15 protein-coding genes are annotated in these 15777 nt (G+C 42.5%); 9 read left to right on the top strand and 6 right to left on the bottom strand.

What is annotated here, in order from left to right; all coding sequences use genetic code 11:
* Window positions 1-15 precede the first annotated feature (15 nt).
* The 3 genes from DI077_RS19425 (at window position 16) to DI077_RS19415 (ending at window position 4399) form a co-directional block, all read left to right on the top strand.
* Window positions 16-315: a DUF362 domain-containing protein gene (locus DI077_RS19425; protein ID WP_109022286.1), complete on the top strand. Its 300-nt coding sequence runs from the start codon at window positions 16-18 to the stop codon at window positions 313-315.
* Window positions 316-376: 61 nt separating this feature from the next.
* Window positions 377-4102 (top strand): methionine synthase, encoded by a 3726-nt coding sequence (gene metH / locus DI077_RS19420; RefSeq protein ID WP_109022287.1) that lies wholly within the window; start codon window positions 377-379, stop codon window positions 4100-4102.
* A 9-nt stretch (window positions 4103-4111) separates the two neighbouring features.
* Complete coding sequence (locus tag DI077_RS19415; protein ID WP_109022288.1) at window positions 4112-4399, top strand: hypothetical protein; 288 nt, start codon at window positions 4112-4114, stop codon at window positions 4397-4399.
* On the opposite strand, the gene DI077_RS19410 is transcribed toward DI077_RS19415, so the two are convergent.
* Window positions 4396-5229, bottom strand: a complete 834-nt coding sequence (locus tag DI077_RS19410) for a hypothetical protein (protein ID WP_109022289.1) — start codon at window positions 5227-5229, stop codon at window positions 4396-4398. The genes DI077_RS19415 and DI077_RS19410 overlap by 4 nt on opposite strands.
* A gap of 83 nt (window positions 5230-5312) precedes the next feature.
* Between DI077_RS19410 and DI077_RS19405 the strand changes: the two genes are divergently transcribed.
* A complete protein-coding gene (locus DI077_RS19405) occupies window positions 5313-6620 on the top strand; it encodes an ATP-dependent 6-phosphofructokinase (RefSeq protein ID WP_109022290.1) in 1308 nt (435 codons plus the stop codon).
* On the opposite strand, the gene DI077_RS19400 is transcribed toward DI077_RS19405, so the two are convergent.
* Genes DI077_RS19400 through argB form a run of 3 tightly spaced genes read right to left on the bottom strand, consistent with a single transcriptional unit; the run spans window position 6621 to window position 9861 of the window.
* Window positions 6621-7217, bottom strand: a complete 597-nt coding sequence (locus DI077_RS19400; RefSeq protein ID WP_109022291.1) for a hypothetical protein — start codon at window positions 7215-7217, stop codon at window positions 6621-6623.
* A gap of 12 nt (window positions 7218-7229) precedes the next feature.
* Window positions 7230-8975 (bottom strand): SpoIIE family protein phosphatase, encoded by a 1746-nt coding sequence (locus tag DI077_RS19395; protein ID WP_109022292.1) that lies wholly within the window; start codon window positions 8973-8975, stop codon window positions 7230-7232.
* A gap of 13 nt (window positions 8976-8988) precedes the next feature.
* Window positions 8989-9861: an acetylglutamate kinase gene (gene argB / locus DI077_RS19390; RefSeq protein WP_109022293.1), complete on the bottom strand. Its 873-nt coding sequence runs from the start codon at window positions 9859-9861 to the stop codon at window positions 8989-8991.
* A gap of 56 nt (window positions 9862-9917) precedes the next feature.
* On the opposite strand from argB, the gene DI077_RS19385 reads away from it, so the two are divergent.
* Window positions 9918-10742 carry a carbon-nitrogen hydrolase family protein gene (locus DI077_RS19385; RefSeq protein ID WP_109022294.1) on the top strand — a complete coding sequence of 275 codons (825 nt, stop codon included), beginning with the start codon at window positions 9918-9920 and terminating at the stop codon, window positions 10740-10742.
* On the opposite strand, the gene DI077_RS19380 is transcribed toward DI077_RS19385, so the two are convergent.
* Window positions 10731-11624, bottom strand: coding sequence for an alpha/beta fold hydrolase (locus DI077_RS19380; RefSeq protein WP_109022295.1), 894 nt, complete (start codon window positions 11622-11624; stop codon window positions 10731-10733). The two genes, DI077_RS19385 and DI077_RS19380, sit on opposite strands and share 12 nt — an antisense overlap.
* Before the next feature lie 8 nt (window positions 11625-11632).
* A complete protein-coding gene (alr, locus tag DI077_RS19375; protein ID WP_109022296.1) occupies window positions 11633-12763 on the bottom strand; it encodes an alanine racemase in 1131 nt (376 codons plus the stop codon).
* 58 nt (window positions 12764-12821) lie between these two features.
* Here alr and DI077_RS19370 point away from each other — a divergent pair, with 58 nt between their 5' ends.
* The 4 genes from DI077_RS19370 to DI077_RS19355 are packed head-to-tail and all read left to right on the top strand — an operon-like array spanning window position 12822 to window position 15632.
* Entirely contained in the window at window positions 12822-14018 is a 1197-nt protein-coding gene (locus DI077_RS19370) for an aminotransferase class V-fold PLP-dependent enzyme (protein WP_109022297.1), read from the top strand.
* Window positions 14015-14935 carry a bile acid:sodium symporter family protein gene (locus DI077_RS19365; protein ID WP_109022298.1) on the top strand — a complete coding sequence of 307 codons (921 nt, stop codon included), beginning with the start codon at window positions 14015-14017 and terminating at the stop codon, window positions 14933-14935. The genes DI077_RS19370 and DI077_RS19365 overlap by 4 nt, the downstream gene beginning before the upstream one ends.
* A 59-nt stretch (window positions 14936-14994) precedes the next feature.
* Window positions 14995-15156, top strand: coding sequence for a 50S ribosomal protein L33 (gene rpmG / locus DI077_RS19360; protein ID WP_109022299.1), 162 nt, complete (start codon window positions 14995-14997; stop codon window positions 15154-15156).
* A gap of 8 nt (window positions 15157-15164) precedes the next feature.
* Window positions 15165-15632, top strand: a complete 468-nt coding sequence (locus DI077_RS19355) for a TraR/DksA family transcriptional regulator (protein WP_109022300.1) — start codon at window positions 15165-15167, stop codon at window positions 15630-15632.
* The last annotated feature ends 145 nt before the right edge of the window (window positions 15633-15777 follow it).

Genomic DNA, 15777 nt, shown 5'->3' with positions numbered 1-15777 from the left:
ATAAAGGAGGATTTCATGGCTTATGTAGTAACTGAACTTTGTGTCGATTGCAAATACACTAGTTGCGCGGCAGTTTGCCCTGTGGAAGCTTTCCACGAGGGGCCGGATACTTTATATATTGATCCGGATACTTGTATCGATTGTAACGCATGTCAATATGAGTGTCCTATCGATGCGATTTTTCCCGATTATGATGTACCGGACAAACATAAAGAGTCCATTGCGGTAAATCAGTCGGAAGCGACTAAGTTTCCTGTGATTGTCAACACCAAACCACCGCTAAAAGGTGCTAAGTGTATCGATCCGAGTAAATAAAATTTTTCACGAGGGATTCCCCTCGTGTTGTCTAATAAGTAATCATAATAAATATAACACAATGAAATTTGAATATACCAACCCGGCGGGCAATAGACTCGTACAACTCATTCAGGAAAGAATCCTCATTTTAGATGGGGCTATGGGTACTATGATCCAAAGGCATTCTTTGCAAGAAGATGACTTTCGGGGAGAAAGATTCAAGGACTGGACTTTATCCGTCAAAGGTAATAATGATATGCTTGCGATGACCCGCCCTGATATTATCGAAGCGGTTCATTTGGAGTATTTGGAAGCCGGATCAAATATCATCGAAACAAATACGTTCAGTTCCAATTCCGTCTCTCAGGCGGATTATAAAATGGAGTCCGTCGTCCGTGACCTCAATTTAGCGGCTGTTCAGTGTGCAAAAAATGCGGTTAAAAAATATACGGAAAAAACCGGCAAAACGGATATATTCATTGCAGGTTCCATCGGACCGACCGTAAAAACTGCATCTCTTTCCCCTGATGTAAATAACCCTGCGTTTCGTGCGATCACATTTGATCAGTTAGTCGATAGCTTCTACGAACAAATTACCGCTCTCATCGACGGAGGAGTGGATTTACTTTTACCAGAAACAAATATCGATACTTTAAACCTAAAGGCATGTATCTTTGCCATAGAAAAGATATTTGAAGAAAGAAATATCCGAATCCCTGTAATTTTGTCCGTTACCATTACGGATGCGTCCGGTAGAACACTTTCCGGTCAAACGGGGGAAGCATTTTATATTTCCGTAAAACATGCAAGACCTTTGGCAGTGGGCATCAATTGTGCGTTAGGTGCAGGGGAAATGCGTCCCTATATCGCGGAACTTGCAAAAGTGGCGGATTGTTACGTTTCCTGTTATCCGAATGCGGGACTTCCGAATGCGTTCGGCGGATACGATCAAACACCCGCCGAATTCGGTTCTTGGATGGAAGATTTTGCCAAGGCGGGATTTTTAAATATAGTCGGCGGATGTTGCGGAACCACACCGGATCATATCCAAGCAGCAGCGAAAGCGGTTGCTTCTTTCCCTCCGAGACAACTCATTACACAACCGAAACTCAGTGCGTTTTCGGGGCTTGAGCCTTTGAAACTTACCAAAGAACAGGGTTTTATCAATATAGGGGAAAGAACGAATGTTACAGGTTCTCCTAAGTTTAAAAAACTGATCTTGGATGGGAAATTCGAAGAAGCTGTGCAAGTTGCCTTACAACAAGTGCAAGCCGGTGCCAATATAGTCGATATCAATTTTGATGAAGCACTTTTGGATGGGGAAGGGTCTATGACCAAATTCCTCAATCTGATTTCGGGGGAACCGGAAATTGCCCGTGTTCCCTTTATGATCGATTCTTCCAAATGGTCTGTTTTGGAAGCCGGACTTAAATGTGTCCAAGGCAAGCCGATTGTAAATTCCATCTCCCTAAAAGAAGGCGAGGAAGTCTTTTTAAAACACGCTAAAACCATCCAGAGATTCGGTGCTGCCGCAATCGTAATGGCTTTCGACGAACAAGGACAAGCTGCGACAAAAGATGAAAAGATCAGGATTTGCAAAAGAGCATATGATCTACTCATTTCCAAACTGGATTTTGATCCTAACGATATTATTTTCGATCCGAATATCCTAACAGTTGCTACGGGGATCGAGGAACACAATAATTACGCTGTGGACTTCATTGAAGCAACCCGCGAAATCAAAAAGATTTGTCCGGGAGCAAAAGTTTCCGGCGGGCTTAGTAATATTTCCTTTTCTTTCCGTGGGAATAACCCGGTTCGGGAAGCGATGCATTCCGTATTCCTCTATTATGCGATCCAAGCCGGAATGGATATGGCCATAGTAAATGCGGGAATGCTCGAAGTTTACGAACAGATCCCAAAAGATCTTTTGGAATTGATAGAGGATGTACTTCTCAACCGCAGACCGGATGCTACCGAGAGACTCATTGATGCTGCTGGTACGTTTCATGGGGAAGCGAAGGTTCAGAAGAAAGACGATGCGTGGAGAGCCGGGAACGTGGAAGAGCGTTTAACACACGCTCTAGTCAAAGGGATTGATGAATTTGTAACACAAGATACGGAAGAGGCGCGACTTAGTTTTTCGAAACCGTTGGAAGTGATCGAAGGTCCTCTTATGAACGGAATGAAAGTGGTCGGGGAACTTTTCGGCGCAGGTAAAATGTTTCTCCCCCAAGTGGTAAAGAGTGCAAGGGTGATGAAAAAAGCCGTGGCATATCTATTGCCCTTTATGGAAGAAGAGAAAAGAAATCAAAAGGACGAATCCGCTCAAGCCAAGTTTTTAATCGCCACTGTGAAAGGGGATGTTCACGATATAGGCAAAAATATCGTGGGTGTAGTGCTTGCTTGTAATAATTACGAAGTGATTGATTTGGGAGTTATGGTTCCCGTTGAAAAGATTTTGGAAACTGCGAAAAGAGAAGGAGTCAAAGCAATCGGTCTTTCCGGGCTTATCACTCCTTCTTTGGACGAGATGGTGCATGTTGCAAAAGAAATGGAAAGACTAGGTTTCCAGGTTCCTCTTCTTATCGGAGGTGCTACTACTTCTCCCGCACACACTGCGGTTAAAATCGCGGAACAATACTCTCAACCCGTCATTCATGTACTGGATGCTTCCCGTGTAGTGAATGTGATGAACGGTGTCTTGAATCCGGCAACAACGGAAAGTTATGTGGCGACCGTGAGAGAAGACCAAGCGCGCATTCGGGAAGAATTTTATTCCAGAGAAAGTGAAAGAAATCTTTTGAGTTTTGAAGATGCAATCGCTAACAAAACCAAAATCAATTGGGAAAATTACAACCCTCCAAAGCCTTCTTTCACGGGGATTAAAGAGATAACAGATGTTACTTTGGATAAATTGGTTCCTTATATCGATTGGTCTCCTTTTTTCCTCGCTTGGGAATTGAAAGGCAGATTCCCGCAAATCCTAAAGGATCCTGTGATCGGAAAAGAAGCCACCACTCTTTATAACGATGCGAAAGTCATGTTGGAAAAGATGTTGAAGGACGAGAGATTGAAGCCGAGAGCGGTTGTTGGTATATTCCCGGCACATGCGGTAGGTGAGACTCTGGAAGTATATTCTGATGAATCCAAGTCGGTACTCCTTGAAAAATTTCCGATGTTGCGCCAGCAAAGCACGAAACTAGCTGGACAACCTAATTATAGTTTGGCTGATTTTATCGCTCCTAAGGAATTCAAAAAACAGGATTATCTTGGCTTTTTTGCAGTAACTACAGGCCACGGCGTGGATGAAATTGCAAAGGAATATGAAAAAGATCATGATGATTATAATTCCATTCTTGTAAAGGCTCTGGCTGACAGGTTTGCCGAAGCATTTGCGGAATATATGCACCATTGGATGCGAATTGAATGGGGATTCGGCAAAGACGAAAACTTATCCAGTGAAGATTTGATTCGTGAAAAATACCAAGGGATCCGTCCTGCTCCCGGTTATCCGGCTTGCCCTGACCATACGGAAAAACCGAAGATTTGGAAATTGATGGATGTGGAAAAATATACAGGTATTATACTAACGGAAAGTTGCGCAATGTGGCCTGCGAGTTCCGTGAGCGGATATTATTTTTCCAATCCTGAATCCAGATACTTTGCAATTGGTAAAATAAACGAAGACCAAATCATTGATTATACGGAAAGAAAAGGTATGGAAAAATCCGAGATCGAAAGATGGCTTTCCCCTTACTTAAATTATGATCCGAATAAGAAGCCGGCACTGTCTAAATCATAGGCAATACTTATGAATCACGATCACGGCTGGAACTTTCAAGGGGAAGTATCTCTGGAGAAGGGATTCCCCTTTCATTCCAAATTAAAGGATTGGATCGGAGAATATACGAATCTTCCCGAAGGACTATCCATTTCCATATTCGAATCAAGATGTGAAGAAGCGAATTGTCCTGTGGAAGAAACAAAACTTTCTTGGAATACGGAAAAGGGAGAAGATAGCCTTCGGATCGGCAGATCAAAGGAAAAGATTTCCAAACAGGATTTTTACCTAGCTTGGAAAAAAAAGACTTCGAATTAAAACTTTTCGGAAGCGCGAACCGGCAAAAGATATTTCAGACCTAAATTTCCCTGGATTTCGGGAGCCCAGAGATCGTCCAAAGTGCGACTCGCTTCACGGGCATTCAAAGGAACCTTTACCATACCTTCAAATACCAAATTGCTATTGGAGATACTGATCCCCGGCGTAACATAGATTTGGCGACCGATGAAATTTGTCCTGGAAGGGTCTTGGACTTTTAAAGCGGTATTGAAGTTTTTGGAAAAAGAATCGGAATCAAAACGATGGAGCTCCGATAACTGCAAAAACAATTCCCAGCGGGAGTTTTTCAAAAAAGAAAAAATATTACGGTTCAAACGGTAACTGAGGCGCATCTTGGTTTCGGAAACGTCAATGTAAGTAAGTCCTCCTCCGTTCAAAGACATACCGAAACTAAGCCCCATATCGAAACTGAATCCTCTTCTGAATGTAATGTATGTTACATTGGGTTGGTAGGACAATAAAGCGGAGTTTGCAGATCGGTTGACTACGTCAAAACTCCCTTCCGGATTTCGGTAAGGGTTGGTGCTGGAAAAAGGAATGACCGGAGAAAAAATCTGAATCCCAGACATAGGATCGGTTTGGTCTTTGTTTGCACCTACCGGCAGTCTTCCCAATTCCAGTTCCGCTGGGAAGCGGAAAGGTATGGATAAGGATCTCACCTCACTGTAATTTGGTGAAGCATTCACTTGGAAAAGACCGGGTCTAGGGTCGGAAAAAGAATAGCTGGAAAAGAAAGGCAACCCTTGCGCCAATAGAGCGACCGTCAAGAAGGGTATCAAAAGGATAATGATGACGGTCAAATTTTTCATCTATAGGAATATCATCGAAAAATCTTGAGAATTGCAATGAAATTTGCTTTCCCTACTGTGTTTTTTTGATAAAACTCTGGGAAATGAATCAAAACGATACCAAAGTAGAACAATTCGGTGACTGCCTTTATCCCAACCCGGCAGGGTATGATTACTGGACGGATGAGAAGTCGGTTGTGCTTTTCCAGACTGTATTTTCGGGGCAAGAAGAAGCCATTCATACGGTTAGGAACAGCCCTATCTTTTTTGAACAGGCCGGTCCTAGGGAAAAGATTTATTTTAACCCTTCCGATGTGACGGCAGGTATCGTAACATGCGGTGGACTCTGTCCGGGGATCAACGATGTGATCCGCGCACTTGTGATGGAGCTTCATTATCGTTATAAAGTTCCGCGTATTTTGGGTTTTCCTTTCGGTTATGAAGGTATGGTGAAAAAATCAGGGCATCGACCGATTGAACTGACTCCCGATAAAGTGGCTCATATTATGAACTTCGGCGGATCGATTCTTGGTTCTTCCCGGGGAAATCAGTCCACAAACGATATGGTCGACACCTTATGTCTGTATGGTGTAAAAATGCTTTTTTGCATCGGTGGTGACGGAACACTCCGGGGAGCACAAGCCATTCAGGATGAAGTGAAAAAAAGAAAGGAAGAGATCGCTGTGATCGGAATTCCCAAAACAATCGATAATGATATCAACTATGTTCAAAAAACGTTCGGGTTTTCGACTGCATTTAGTAAGGCGGTAGAAGCGGTCAATTGTGCTCATGAAGAAGCAAAAGGAGCTCCATTCGGGATAGGGCTGGTCAAGTTAATGGGAAGGCATTCCGGTTTTATTGCAGTGAATGCGGCCCTTGCTTCGAAAAACGTAAACTTTGTTTTGATTCCCGAATCCGATTTTGATTTGGAAGGCAAAGGTGCGTTTTTTGAAACTTTGAAAGATAGAATTCAGAAACGGGGTCATGCGGTGATTATTCTCGCGGAAGGAGCAGGGCAGAAATTTTTTGAGGACAAAGGGGAGATGGATCCGTCGGGGAATAAAAAACTTTCGGACATCGGTCTTTTCATCAAAGATAAAATATCGGATTATTTCAAAAGAGAAAATCAAACCATCAATTTGAAATACATTGATCCGAGTTATATCATCCGTTCTGTTCCGGCTACGGCGGAAGATTCCGTATTTTGCGGATTTTTAGCGCAAAACGCGGTACATGCGGCATTTGCAGGAAAGACAGGATGTGTAGTCGGGATTTGGAACAATGTTTTTACAGTGATGCCGATCACCCTTGCCATAGCGGAAAGAAAAGTGCTGAAACCGGAAAGAAGTACACTTTGGAGAGCCTTGCTTGCTTCGACGGGACAACCAAACTCAATGAAGGCGATAAACTGATTATCTATTTTCCACTTTCTTTTGGAACTTCAGGATATTGTCCCGGATTTCTTCTTCTTTCTGGTTGAGTTCATCGAAAAATTCGGAATCGATCATGACGGCAGGTTTTTTAATAAACTTGCTTTCATCGTAGTTGTCGATTTCGTGCAATAGATCTTCGATATTGGATTCCACTTTCACAAGGTTTTGAATGGTCTCTACGACTTTCTTATTGATAAATAAAATCTCTTTGAATCGAAGGATGTAATGTTGGAAACGATTGTCGCGAATCATCGCTTGCCTTTGCATTTCTTTCACGACTTCCCGTTCTTTCAATACTTCCTTCTTTTCCATCAGGATTTGATTTTTGAAAGTGGAGATTAGATTTTCCGTTTCCGATCTGTAATGATCAAAACTGGTCTCATGCGATCTTTGCATCTCTTCCAGCTTCTTTTTGAATTCTTTTTCTTTGAGTTTATCTTGTTCTTTTCTGAGTTTATCGGACTGGCTCAGGGCTTTTTGCACTCTCGTATCAATGACTGCATCTAACATTGCTTTATTGATTTTGTCCAGGCGCAAAGCTACCGCCATAGAATTAAGAACTTTGGTAAATTTCATAATCGACACCTATTAGTTTAGACGGATAATAAAGAGAGTAATATCGTCATGCGGCTCCGCATCTCCGATAAATTCGCTTACTTTTTGTAAAATCGCCTGACGGATGATTTCAGGAGGATCGTTGATATGAGATAGAACTACGGATTCCAATCGTTCCTCTGAAAAAAGTTCTTCTTTGGAATTCATCGCTTCCGTTACCCCATCCGTATAGAGCACAAGCAGGTCTCCGGGTAAGTAGGCCATCGTATGTTCCGAGAATTCGCAATTGCTAATCCCCATAGGTTGGCCTTTTCCGGAAAGATGTTGGATCTTATGGTGTTTCTTTTGGTAAAGAATCTGCAAGTTATGACCGGCAGAAGAGAACATGATTTCTTTTTTGGTCATATTGATTCGAACAAGCATCGCGGTCACAAACATGAGGAACCCTGACTTGTCTTGGATCATTTCATTGGCACGAGTAAGAGCTTCTTTGGTGGAAGTTGTTTTTGAAACTTCCTGTTGCAATACTGTCTTGGAAAGCTCCATAAACAATGCGGCAGGTGTCCCTTTCCCGGAAACATCCGCGATGATGCAGGACACTTCGTCTTTGCCATGGATCACCATATCATAGAAGTCCCCACCGATTTCACGGGAGGCTTGGTAATAAGTATCAAATTCAAGAAGCGAGTATTGTTTCGGAATGATCGGTAAAGAATGTTTTTGGATCATTGCGGCAACTTGCATATCACGATCGATATTTTTCAAACGATCACTTTGTATTTTTACCTGCAAGGCACGATAAGCTTCTCCTACTTGGTTGGAAAGAGTACGCAGGATTTTGATATCCATCTCATCGAATCGTGTTCTGGATGTTTTGTCGGATACTGCAAGAGCACCTAACCACTCTTTGTTTTTGAGAATGGGAAGTAACATCAGGCTGTGCTGGAAAATTCCGTTCTGAGTGAGTAAAATTCCTTGCGGTGACCCTGCCGTAATGATTTTAAAACCTTTGTTCATCCAGTCGGAACGGTCTGCGAATAGAGTGGTTTGCACCTCTTCATCCAAATACTGATCCGAAAATCCTTTGGATTTGGATCGGGGAAGTCCTTTCTGGTCTATTTTTTCGAATTTAAGCGCTACCCGATCCACCTGTAAAACTTCGGAAATGGTTTTTACCGCCAAATCCATGAATTCTTCCGAGTTTTGGATATTGGAAAGTGCGTTTGAAATCTGATACAAACAATTCAATTCGTTGGCGCGTAAGTTCAGTTTGTCGATGAGTAATCTGTTTTTGACCGCAATAGCGGCTTGATCGGAAAGATATCTGAGTATCCTGATATCGGTTTGATTGAACTCCCTGCCGTCTTGGGAATTTACCGCTTCCAAAACTCCTTGCACTTCCCCTTGCGCAATCATGGGAACACAGATTAGGTTGCGTGTCACATATCCTACAGTTTGATCGATTGCTTTGAAAATACGAGGATCGTTGGCCGCATCGTTTACGATTTCGGGTTGTAAGGTTTCAAGAACCATCCCTGCAATCCCTTTCCCTCTAGGCACTGTTAGGTTGGAGAGGGATTCTTCCTTGAGACCGCTTGTCGTATTGAATACCAAGACGTCCTGTTCTTTGTCATAAAGTAGTAAAGAAGACCCTTCCGTATCCAAAACGTCTCTGGTGATTCCCATGATCTCGCTTAAGAGGGTTTCTAAGTCTGCCGTAGAATTGATTCGACTTGCGATGTCGGAAATAAGGCGAAGTGTTAACTGTTTTGTAGGCATAACTTTCTGGTGTTTATTCGATGAGACTGCCGATTCCTTGATTTGTCAAGACCTCAATTAGCACGGAATGAGGAACGCGTCCGTCAATGATATGAGCTCGTTTCACTCCTCCTCGCATGGCGTCCAAACAACATTCCACTTTGGGAATCATCCCACCGGAAATCTGGCCTGATCTGATATATTCGTCAATCTTTTGTTTGTTGAGGCCTGTTACCAATTGTCCGTCGATTAAAATGCCCGGAGTATCGGTAAGTAATATTAATTTTTCGGCAGATAGGGAAGCAGCGATCGCACCCGCCATCGTATCCGCATTGATGTTCAGGGTTTTCCCCTCCTTGGAAACGGAAACAGGTGAAATGATCGGGATAAAATCTTCCGCTTGCAGTGTATGGATGAGTGAAGGGTTTACGTTCGTGATCTGCCCGACAAGTCCTAAGTCAAGGCTTTGCATCTTTCCATTTTCGTCTTCAAATTCCATCAGATATTTTTCCGCAAGAGTGAGTCCTCCGTCTTTTCCGGAAAGTCCGACGGTCTTTCCCCCTTTTTCCTGAATAAGGGAAACGATTTGTTTGTTCACTTTTCCGGTGAGTACCATTTCTACAACTTCCATCGTAGGTTCGTCTGTTACCCGATGGCCTCTGACGAACTGAGTGTTCAAATTGAGCGATTTAATCAACTGATTGATCTCAGGACCGCCACCGTGAACTACAACCGGATTGATTCCTAAATACTTTAATAAAACAATGTCTTCAGCAAAGGAGGCTTTTAAGTCTTCTTCGATCATGGCGGCACCGCCGTATTTGATTACGATGGTTTTGCCTGAATATTTGATCAAATAAGGAAGGGCTTCTAGGATATGATTGATTTTTTCCAGTTGGAGTTCCATATTTCCTCTATATGGTCATTGAAAATATACCGTGATTTCTTAAGGATCGTTTTTTTATGAAAGATATCTATAAAGCAGCAGTCATCCAAGTTTCCAGCAATGCAAGGGTGGCGAACAACCTAACCAAGTGCAGGCAGTACATAAAAGAGGCAGTGGAAGAAGGGGCAAAACTCATAGGCCTTCCTGAAAATTTTTCCTTTATGGGAAGTGAAGAAGAAAAAAGAAATCTATTGGGAGAAATCGAAATAGAAACCACCCAATTCCTTTCAGAGACTGCAAAGGATTTTCAAATTCATCTTTTGGGAGGAGGATTTCCCACTCGCGCGGAAAATGATAAAGTTTATAACACGGCTTTGCTTTTCGATCCATCCGGATCGGAAATATTCAGGTATTACAAAGCTCATCTTTTCAATGCGGAAGTAGGAGACGGATTCAGTTACAGTGAATCCAGATCCACAATGAGCGGCGGAAAAATTCCTCCCGTAATAGAAACGGAACTGGGTAAAATTTCTTCCGCCATTTGTTACGACATTCGATTTCCGGAATTGTTTCGCGATCTATCCCATAACGGTTGTGAAATATGTTTTTTGCCCGCTGCGTTTACAGCACCTACCGGTGAGGCGCACTGGGAAGTACTACTTCGAGCCCGTGCGATTGAAAACTTCATGTTTATCATTGCCCCAGGGCAAACGGGAACTCATGATCCGCATGGAAGAAGAAAAACCTACGGGCATTCTCTCATCGTTTCACCTTGGGGGACGGTACTTGCGGATGCAGGCAAAGAACCGGGTTTTGCAATCGCTGAAATCAATTTGGAATCTTTGCATGAGATCCGGCATAAATTGCCGGCTTTACAACATTCCTTATTTTTAAAAAAATGATTTTTTCAATCTGGATTGTTTTTTACTGATAAAAAAATCGGTGATCACTTTTTCGAATGCTTGTTTCTTCTCTAAGTGTACAAAATGTCCGCATTCTGCGAAACGAATCGCTTTGACATTCGGAGTGGTTCGTTCCAGTTCTTCCACATCTTTTCCGGGAATGACGGGATCGTCCTCTCCTCTCAACATCAAAATAGGTACTTCATTGCCGAATACAATAGGGCGGATATCGGCACGATCCAACATTTCCAAAATCATCAGTATATTTCTGGGGTTTAAATGCTCAAATTGAGGATAATATTCTTCGATGAAGGATTTGATTTCCGGATTGGAATGAAATTCTTTGGAGTCGTAAACTCCGAAAGAAAATCCCAAATTCAATACTTTGGGAATGGACTTTCCCAGTTTGAATCCCATATCAAAGAATAATCCCAAATTGGCCCGAAGGCCCAAAATCCCCAATTTCAAAGGGCCTCGTACCGGTCCGTGCACATAAGGAGCGATACAAATCACTTGTTTGATTCTTCCGGGAAAAAGGGCCGCAATGGCAAGAACTGCCATTCCTCCGGTAGAATGACCTACTAGAGTGATGTCTTTTTCTCCTGCCGATTCCCAAATCGCATTTGCCTGTGCTTCCAAAAATTCTTGTAAGGTGAGTTTCTTTTTGTAATCCAGAATCTCAGCGGGGTAATGCCCGATCAGATCCAATTCGATCACTTCTCCGAATTGCTGGAAGAAAGGAATATTCAATTTCCAATAATCCGCTGCAGAACACCATCCTCCTATGAGAACGATTTTTTCCTTTAACTTGGGTGAGGCGGCAGGGTGTTTTACATAAGTGATGCGATGGTTTTTCCATTCATAACTCTGTCTGGGTATCATATTTTCCTCTAATCAACGATCGTTCTTGGAAAACGATCTAATATTTTTGTAACAACTTCGTAATTGATGGTATTAGTCCAAAGAGCGTGATCATCCGCCGTGATGATTTCTTTACCCGAGCGGCCGATGATCACGACTTCATCGTTCAGTTTTACTTCAGGGATATGTGTGATTTCGATCATAGTCATATTCATACAGATACGGCCAAGTATTTTCGCCCTTTCTCCGTGAACGAGCATATAACCATGATTAGATAGTTTTCGGTCCAATCCTTCGTAATAACCCACGGGAACCACGGCAAGTCTTGTAGGATAAGTGGTTTTGTAAGTGGAACCATAACCCACAAAGGCACCGCTCGGAAGAGACTGGATGTGTTGGATTTTGGTTTTCCAGGTAAGTGCAGGTTTTAACATTCCGAATTCTTTTCCCATCTGAGAAAGGGAAAGTTTTGTTTCCAAACTCGGCCAAAGCCCGTACATGGAAATTCCCACACGAACCATATCCATCCTTGCCTCGGGAAATAACATCGCTGAGGCGGAAGAAGCGCAGTGACAAATCAAATCTTTAAATCCCAAAGAACGAAACAATTCGATTCCTTCTTGGAAACGATTCAATTGAAACATAGAATAGGAATGTTCCGTAAAATCTTCCGTACTGGCAAAATGTGTGGCAAGTCCTGCAAGAGGCAAATTTTTGTTTTTGATTTCGGTAGCGATTTCTTTCCAATGAAGGTAAGATTCTCCCAGTCTGGACATTCCCGTATCCAATTTGAAATGAATCTTGGGGGCAGGGGACAATCGGGAAAGGAGTTCCACCTCTTCCACCCGGGAAACCAATACCCAAAAATTCGGGTCGGCTAATTCCTGTGAGCGGGAGCTCAGATTCGGAACGGAACCCATAATCAGGATCGTGGGTTTTGGAAAGGATTTTCGTAAAAGGGTGGCTTCTTCCAGGGAATTGACCCCAAGTAGATCGGCTCCCGCCTCAAGCACCACACCGGCGGTTTCCAAAAGACCATGGCCATAGGCGTTGGACTTTACAATTCCTGCAAACTTGGTTTTTTCCCCGAGAAGTTTGCGGTAGAGGGAAATATTATGCGAAAACGCGGATCGGGAGAGAGTTACACTGCATGCGAGCATGGCTCTTCCATAATTTTTTACTTTTCTCGCCTGTCGCTACAGATATTTCTTTCTTTCAATGACTTCTTCCGAACCAAAATTGCCTACTTTTCCCATTCCGAAAGACTGGGAGGAAGTTTCCAAGCTCTACCCGATTCAAAATGACTCCATTTGGCTGAATTTTTGTGGAATTTCTCCCGTTTCCAGTTTCGCAGCCTCAGTGATGGCGGACTATTTTGATGAATATTCCCGATTCGGGATTTTTGCCCCCAGATATTCGGAACCGAAAATCAGAGTGATCTTGCAGGAACAATTGGCCGGACTTTTGAACTGCTCCCCCAAATCCATAGGACTCATTCATAATACTTCCGAAGGGATCAATCTCTATTCCCATAGTATAGGACTCAAATCCGGAACCCGCATACTTGTTCTGGAAAACGAATACCCGAGTAACGTATATCCTTGGGAACATTGGAAAGAAAAAGGTGTAGGTATTTCCTTTGTGCCTACGGGAAATACTCCGAGTGAATTTTTGGAAAACCTGGAAAAAGAAATCAAAACGGGGGATGTGTCTCTTCTCAGTTTATCACCTGTTCATTGGTGCACGGGAATGCCTTTGGATCTGGTAACGATCTCAAAAATTTGCGAAAGGGCGGGGGTTCGGTTGGTTTTGGACGGGAGCCAGGCATTCGGCCATATCCCGATCGATCTTAGCCAAATCAAAGTCGAATTTGCCGCATTCGCCGCCTGGAAGTGGTTACTCGGTCCTTTGGGAGTGGCTGCAATTTATATTTCCCCTGAGGCTTCCAAAGATTTCAGGCTGATCTTTAAAGGAGCGGGGAGTGTGAAAAACGATTCTCAATATCTGCCTTACCGGGACGAATTGAAACCTGCTGCCGATCAATTCGAACATAGTACTGCCAACTTCAATGATTGGATTTATTTTTATGCCACCTTACAAATGTTGTCTACCATCGGATTTACAAAAGTACAAAACCGGATCTATGAAATCTCGGATCTAATATCTGTTAGACTTCGTGATTTGGGTTTTGTATTGGACAATGATTCTTTCCCCGAATCAAAATCGGGGATCATAGGAGTCAAAGGGCATAAGTCAAAAGAATTTATACCTGATGCGATTAATCTTTTTTTCAGATCCAAAAAAATCTATACTGCGGTTCGTATGGGGCGACTTAGAATCGCTCCTCATATTCCTGTTACGGAAAGACATGTGGATATTTTGGAAAAAGCATTCAAAGAGTATTTAAACAAGTGAATCGAATTTTAGAAAGAATCGTAAATGCCTTTCCTTGGATCCTTTTGGGATTTTCCATTTTATCTTTTTTATTCCCCGTTTATTTCATTTGGTTTCAGGGACCATGGATCACTTACAGCTTGGGTGGGATTATGTTGGGAATGGGCCTGACTTTAAAATTGGAAGATTTTGTCCGGGTATTTAAGATGCCTCTTCCTATCTTACTCGGCACGATTTTGCAATATACTGTTATGCCATTTCTGGGCTGGTCGATCGGAATTTTATTCGGTTTGCCGGAGGCTTTCGCGATCGGTTTGATTTTGGTTTCCTGTTGTCCCGGAGGTACCGCTTCCAATGTCATCACCTATCTGGCAAAAGGAGATCTTCCTTTGAGTGTAACTTTGACTTCCGTATCAACTGTGTTAGCTGTAGTTGTCACTCCGGTTCTGGCATCATTTTTGATTGGAAACCGTCTGCAAGTGGATACTTTTTCCCTGCTTCTGACCACATTCAAAGTGATTTTGGTTCCGGTCACTTTAGGAGTGTTGTTACAAACATTATTTCCTAAGTTTTCAAACGCTGCCAACCGGTATTCCCCTGTTTTGTCCGTAATCCTTGTCGCGATGATCGTCTCATCCATATTAGGTGCAGGAAGGGAACTGATTTTGGCATCCGATTTCAGGATTTTTGCGTCCGTTTTTCTTTTGCATGCGGGAGGTTTCGGACTTGGATATTTTTTGACAAGAGTGTTTTACAAAGATTCAGTCATCCAAAGAACCATTTCCATCGAAGTGGGAATGCAAAATTCAGGACTTGGCGCAGTACTTGCCAAATCCCATTTTGCAGACCCTAGTACGGCAATCCCCAGCGCAATTTCCAGTCTGATGCATTCTCTCATCGGTAGTTTTCTCGCGGGACATTGGCGGAAAAAAAACTAGAATAAAATCCGATTATGCTCCTTGACTGAAATCCCGCGCGTTACGTAATGGCATAAACTATGAGAGAAATCATAAAACTCACTTGTGTTCCGTGTGAGATTCCAGGTCGTTCTACTTATTTCCAAACAAAAAATAAGAAGACCAAGACTGAGAAATTACTCACTAAAAAATACTGCAAATTTTGCAGAAAACATACTGATCATAAAGAATCTAAAGTCTAAACAATAGAATGCCAAAACAAGCCGCTTCAAAGTCAGTAGAAAAGGGAGTCGATAAAAAGTTCATTGAAGAAGTACGTGAACTTCTTCAAGAGAAAAAAGATTCCCTTCTCATTAAACTCAACCAGTGGGAAGATACCAGTTCTCCTTCCGGTTTGAAGGAAATGGGTGACATTGCGGATATTGCTTCTGAATTGAATTCTGAGGCACTTAGCTCGGTTTTGACTGAGAATGAGATCGATACCTTGAAAGAGATCGAACTTGCTCTGGAAAAGATTGAGAATGGTACCTATGGTATCTGTGAAGGTACTAAGAAAAAGATTCCTGTTGCTCGTTTGAAAGCGATTCCATGGACGCGTTTCACTATTGAATACGCGGAACAAATGGCAAAAAGCAGATCGAGAGCCGGTGGATATGGACGAATGGACACTCTTTCTTCCTATCCCACTTCTTCCATGGATATGGATTCTTTAGATTAAGAATCCACTTTCCGTAAGAACCAAATCCTTTTTAAATTTCATTTGCTTTCCTTCCTAGGGATTTTATTCCCTTAAGGAACTGTGCAGTTTCTAAATCGCCTGAAAAAGCTTCCCTTTGAAAATCTAATTTTCTTTCTTTCCTTTT

The sequence above is a fragment of the Leptospira kobayashii genome, from assembly GCF_003114835.2.
GTDB lineage: Bacteria > Spirochaetota > Leptospiria > Leptospirales > Leptospiraceae > Leptospira_A > Leptospira_A kobayashii.
The sequence above is the reverse complement of the archived record's forward strand: the minus strand, read 5'-3'. Positions and strand labels throughout refer to the sequence as shown.

Excerpts from the sequence above, each read along its gene's own strand:
- alr (WP_109022296.1), bottom strand. The coding sequence starts at position 12,763 with ATGCTCGCATGCAGTGTAACTCTCTCCCGATCCGCGTTTTCGCATAAT.
- rpmG (WP_109022299.1), top strand. The coding sequence starts at position 14,995 with ATGAGAGAAATCATAAAACTCACTTGTGTTCCGTGTGAGATTCCAGGT.
- argB (WP_109022293.1), bottom strand. The coding sequence starts at position 9,861 with ATGGAACTCCAACTGGAAAAAATCAATCATATCCTAGAAGCCCTTCCT.
- DI077_RS19370 (WP_109022297.1), top strand. The coding sequence starts at position 12,822 with ATGACTTCTTCCGAACCAAAATTGCCTACTTTTCCCATTCCGAAAGAC.
- DI077_RS19425 (WP_109022286.1), top strand. The coding sequence starts at position 16 with ATGGCTTATGTAGTAACTGAACTTTGTGTCGATTGCAAATACACTAGT.
- metH (WP_109022287.1), top strand. The coding sequence starts at position 377 with ATGAAATTTGAATATACCAACCCGGCGGGCAATAGACTCGTACAACTC.
- DI077_RS19380 (WP_109022295.1), bottom strand. The coding sequence starts at position 11,624 with ATGATACCCAGACAGAGTTATGAATGGAAAAACCATCGCATCACTTAT.
- DI077_RS19355 (WP_109022300.1), top strand. The coding sequence starts at position 15,165 with ATGCCAAAACAAGCCGCTTCAAAGTCAGTAGAAAAGGGAGTCGATAAA.
- DI077_RS19395 (WP_109022292.1), bottom strand. The coding sequence starts at position 8,975 with ATGCCTACAAAACAGTTAACACTTCGCCTTATTTCCGACATCGCAAGT.
- DI077_RS19405 (WP_109022290.1), top strand. The coding sequence starts at position 5,313 with ATGAATCAAAACGATACCAAAGTAGAACAATTCGGTGACTGCCTTTAT.
- DI077_RS19400 (WP_109022291.1), bottom strand. The coding sequence starts at position 7,217 with ATGAAATTTACCAAAGTTCTTAATTCTATGGCGGTAGCTTTGCGCCTG.
- DI077_RS19415 (WP_109022288.1), top strand. The coding sequence starts at position 4,112 with ATGAATCACGATCACGGCTGGAACTTTCAAGGGGAAGTATCTCTGGAG.
- DI077_RS19410 (WP_109022289.1), bottom strand. The coding sequence starts at position 5,229 with ATGAAAAATTTGACCGTCATCATTATCCTTTTGATACCCTTCTTGACG.
- DI077_RS19385 (WP_109022294.1), top strand. The coding sequence starts at position 9,918 with ATGAAAGATATCTATAAAGCAGCAGTCATCCAAGTTTCCAGCAATGCA.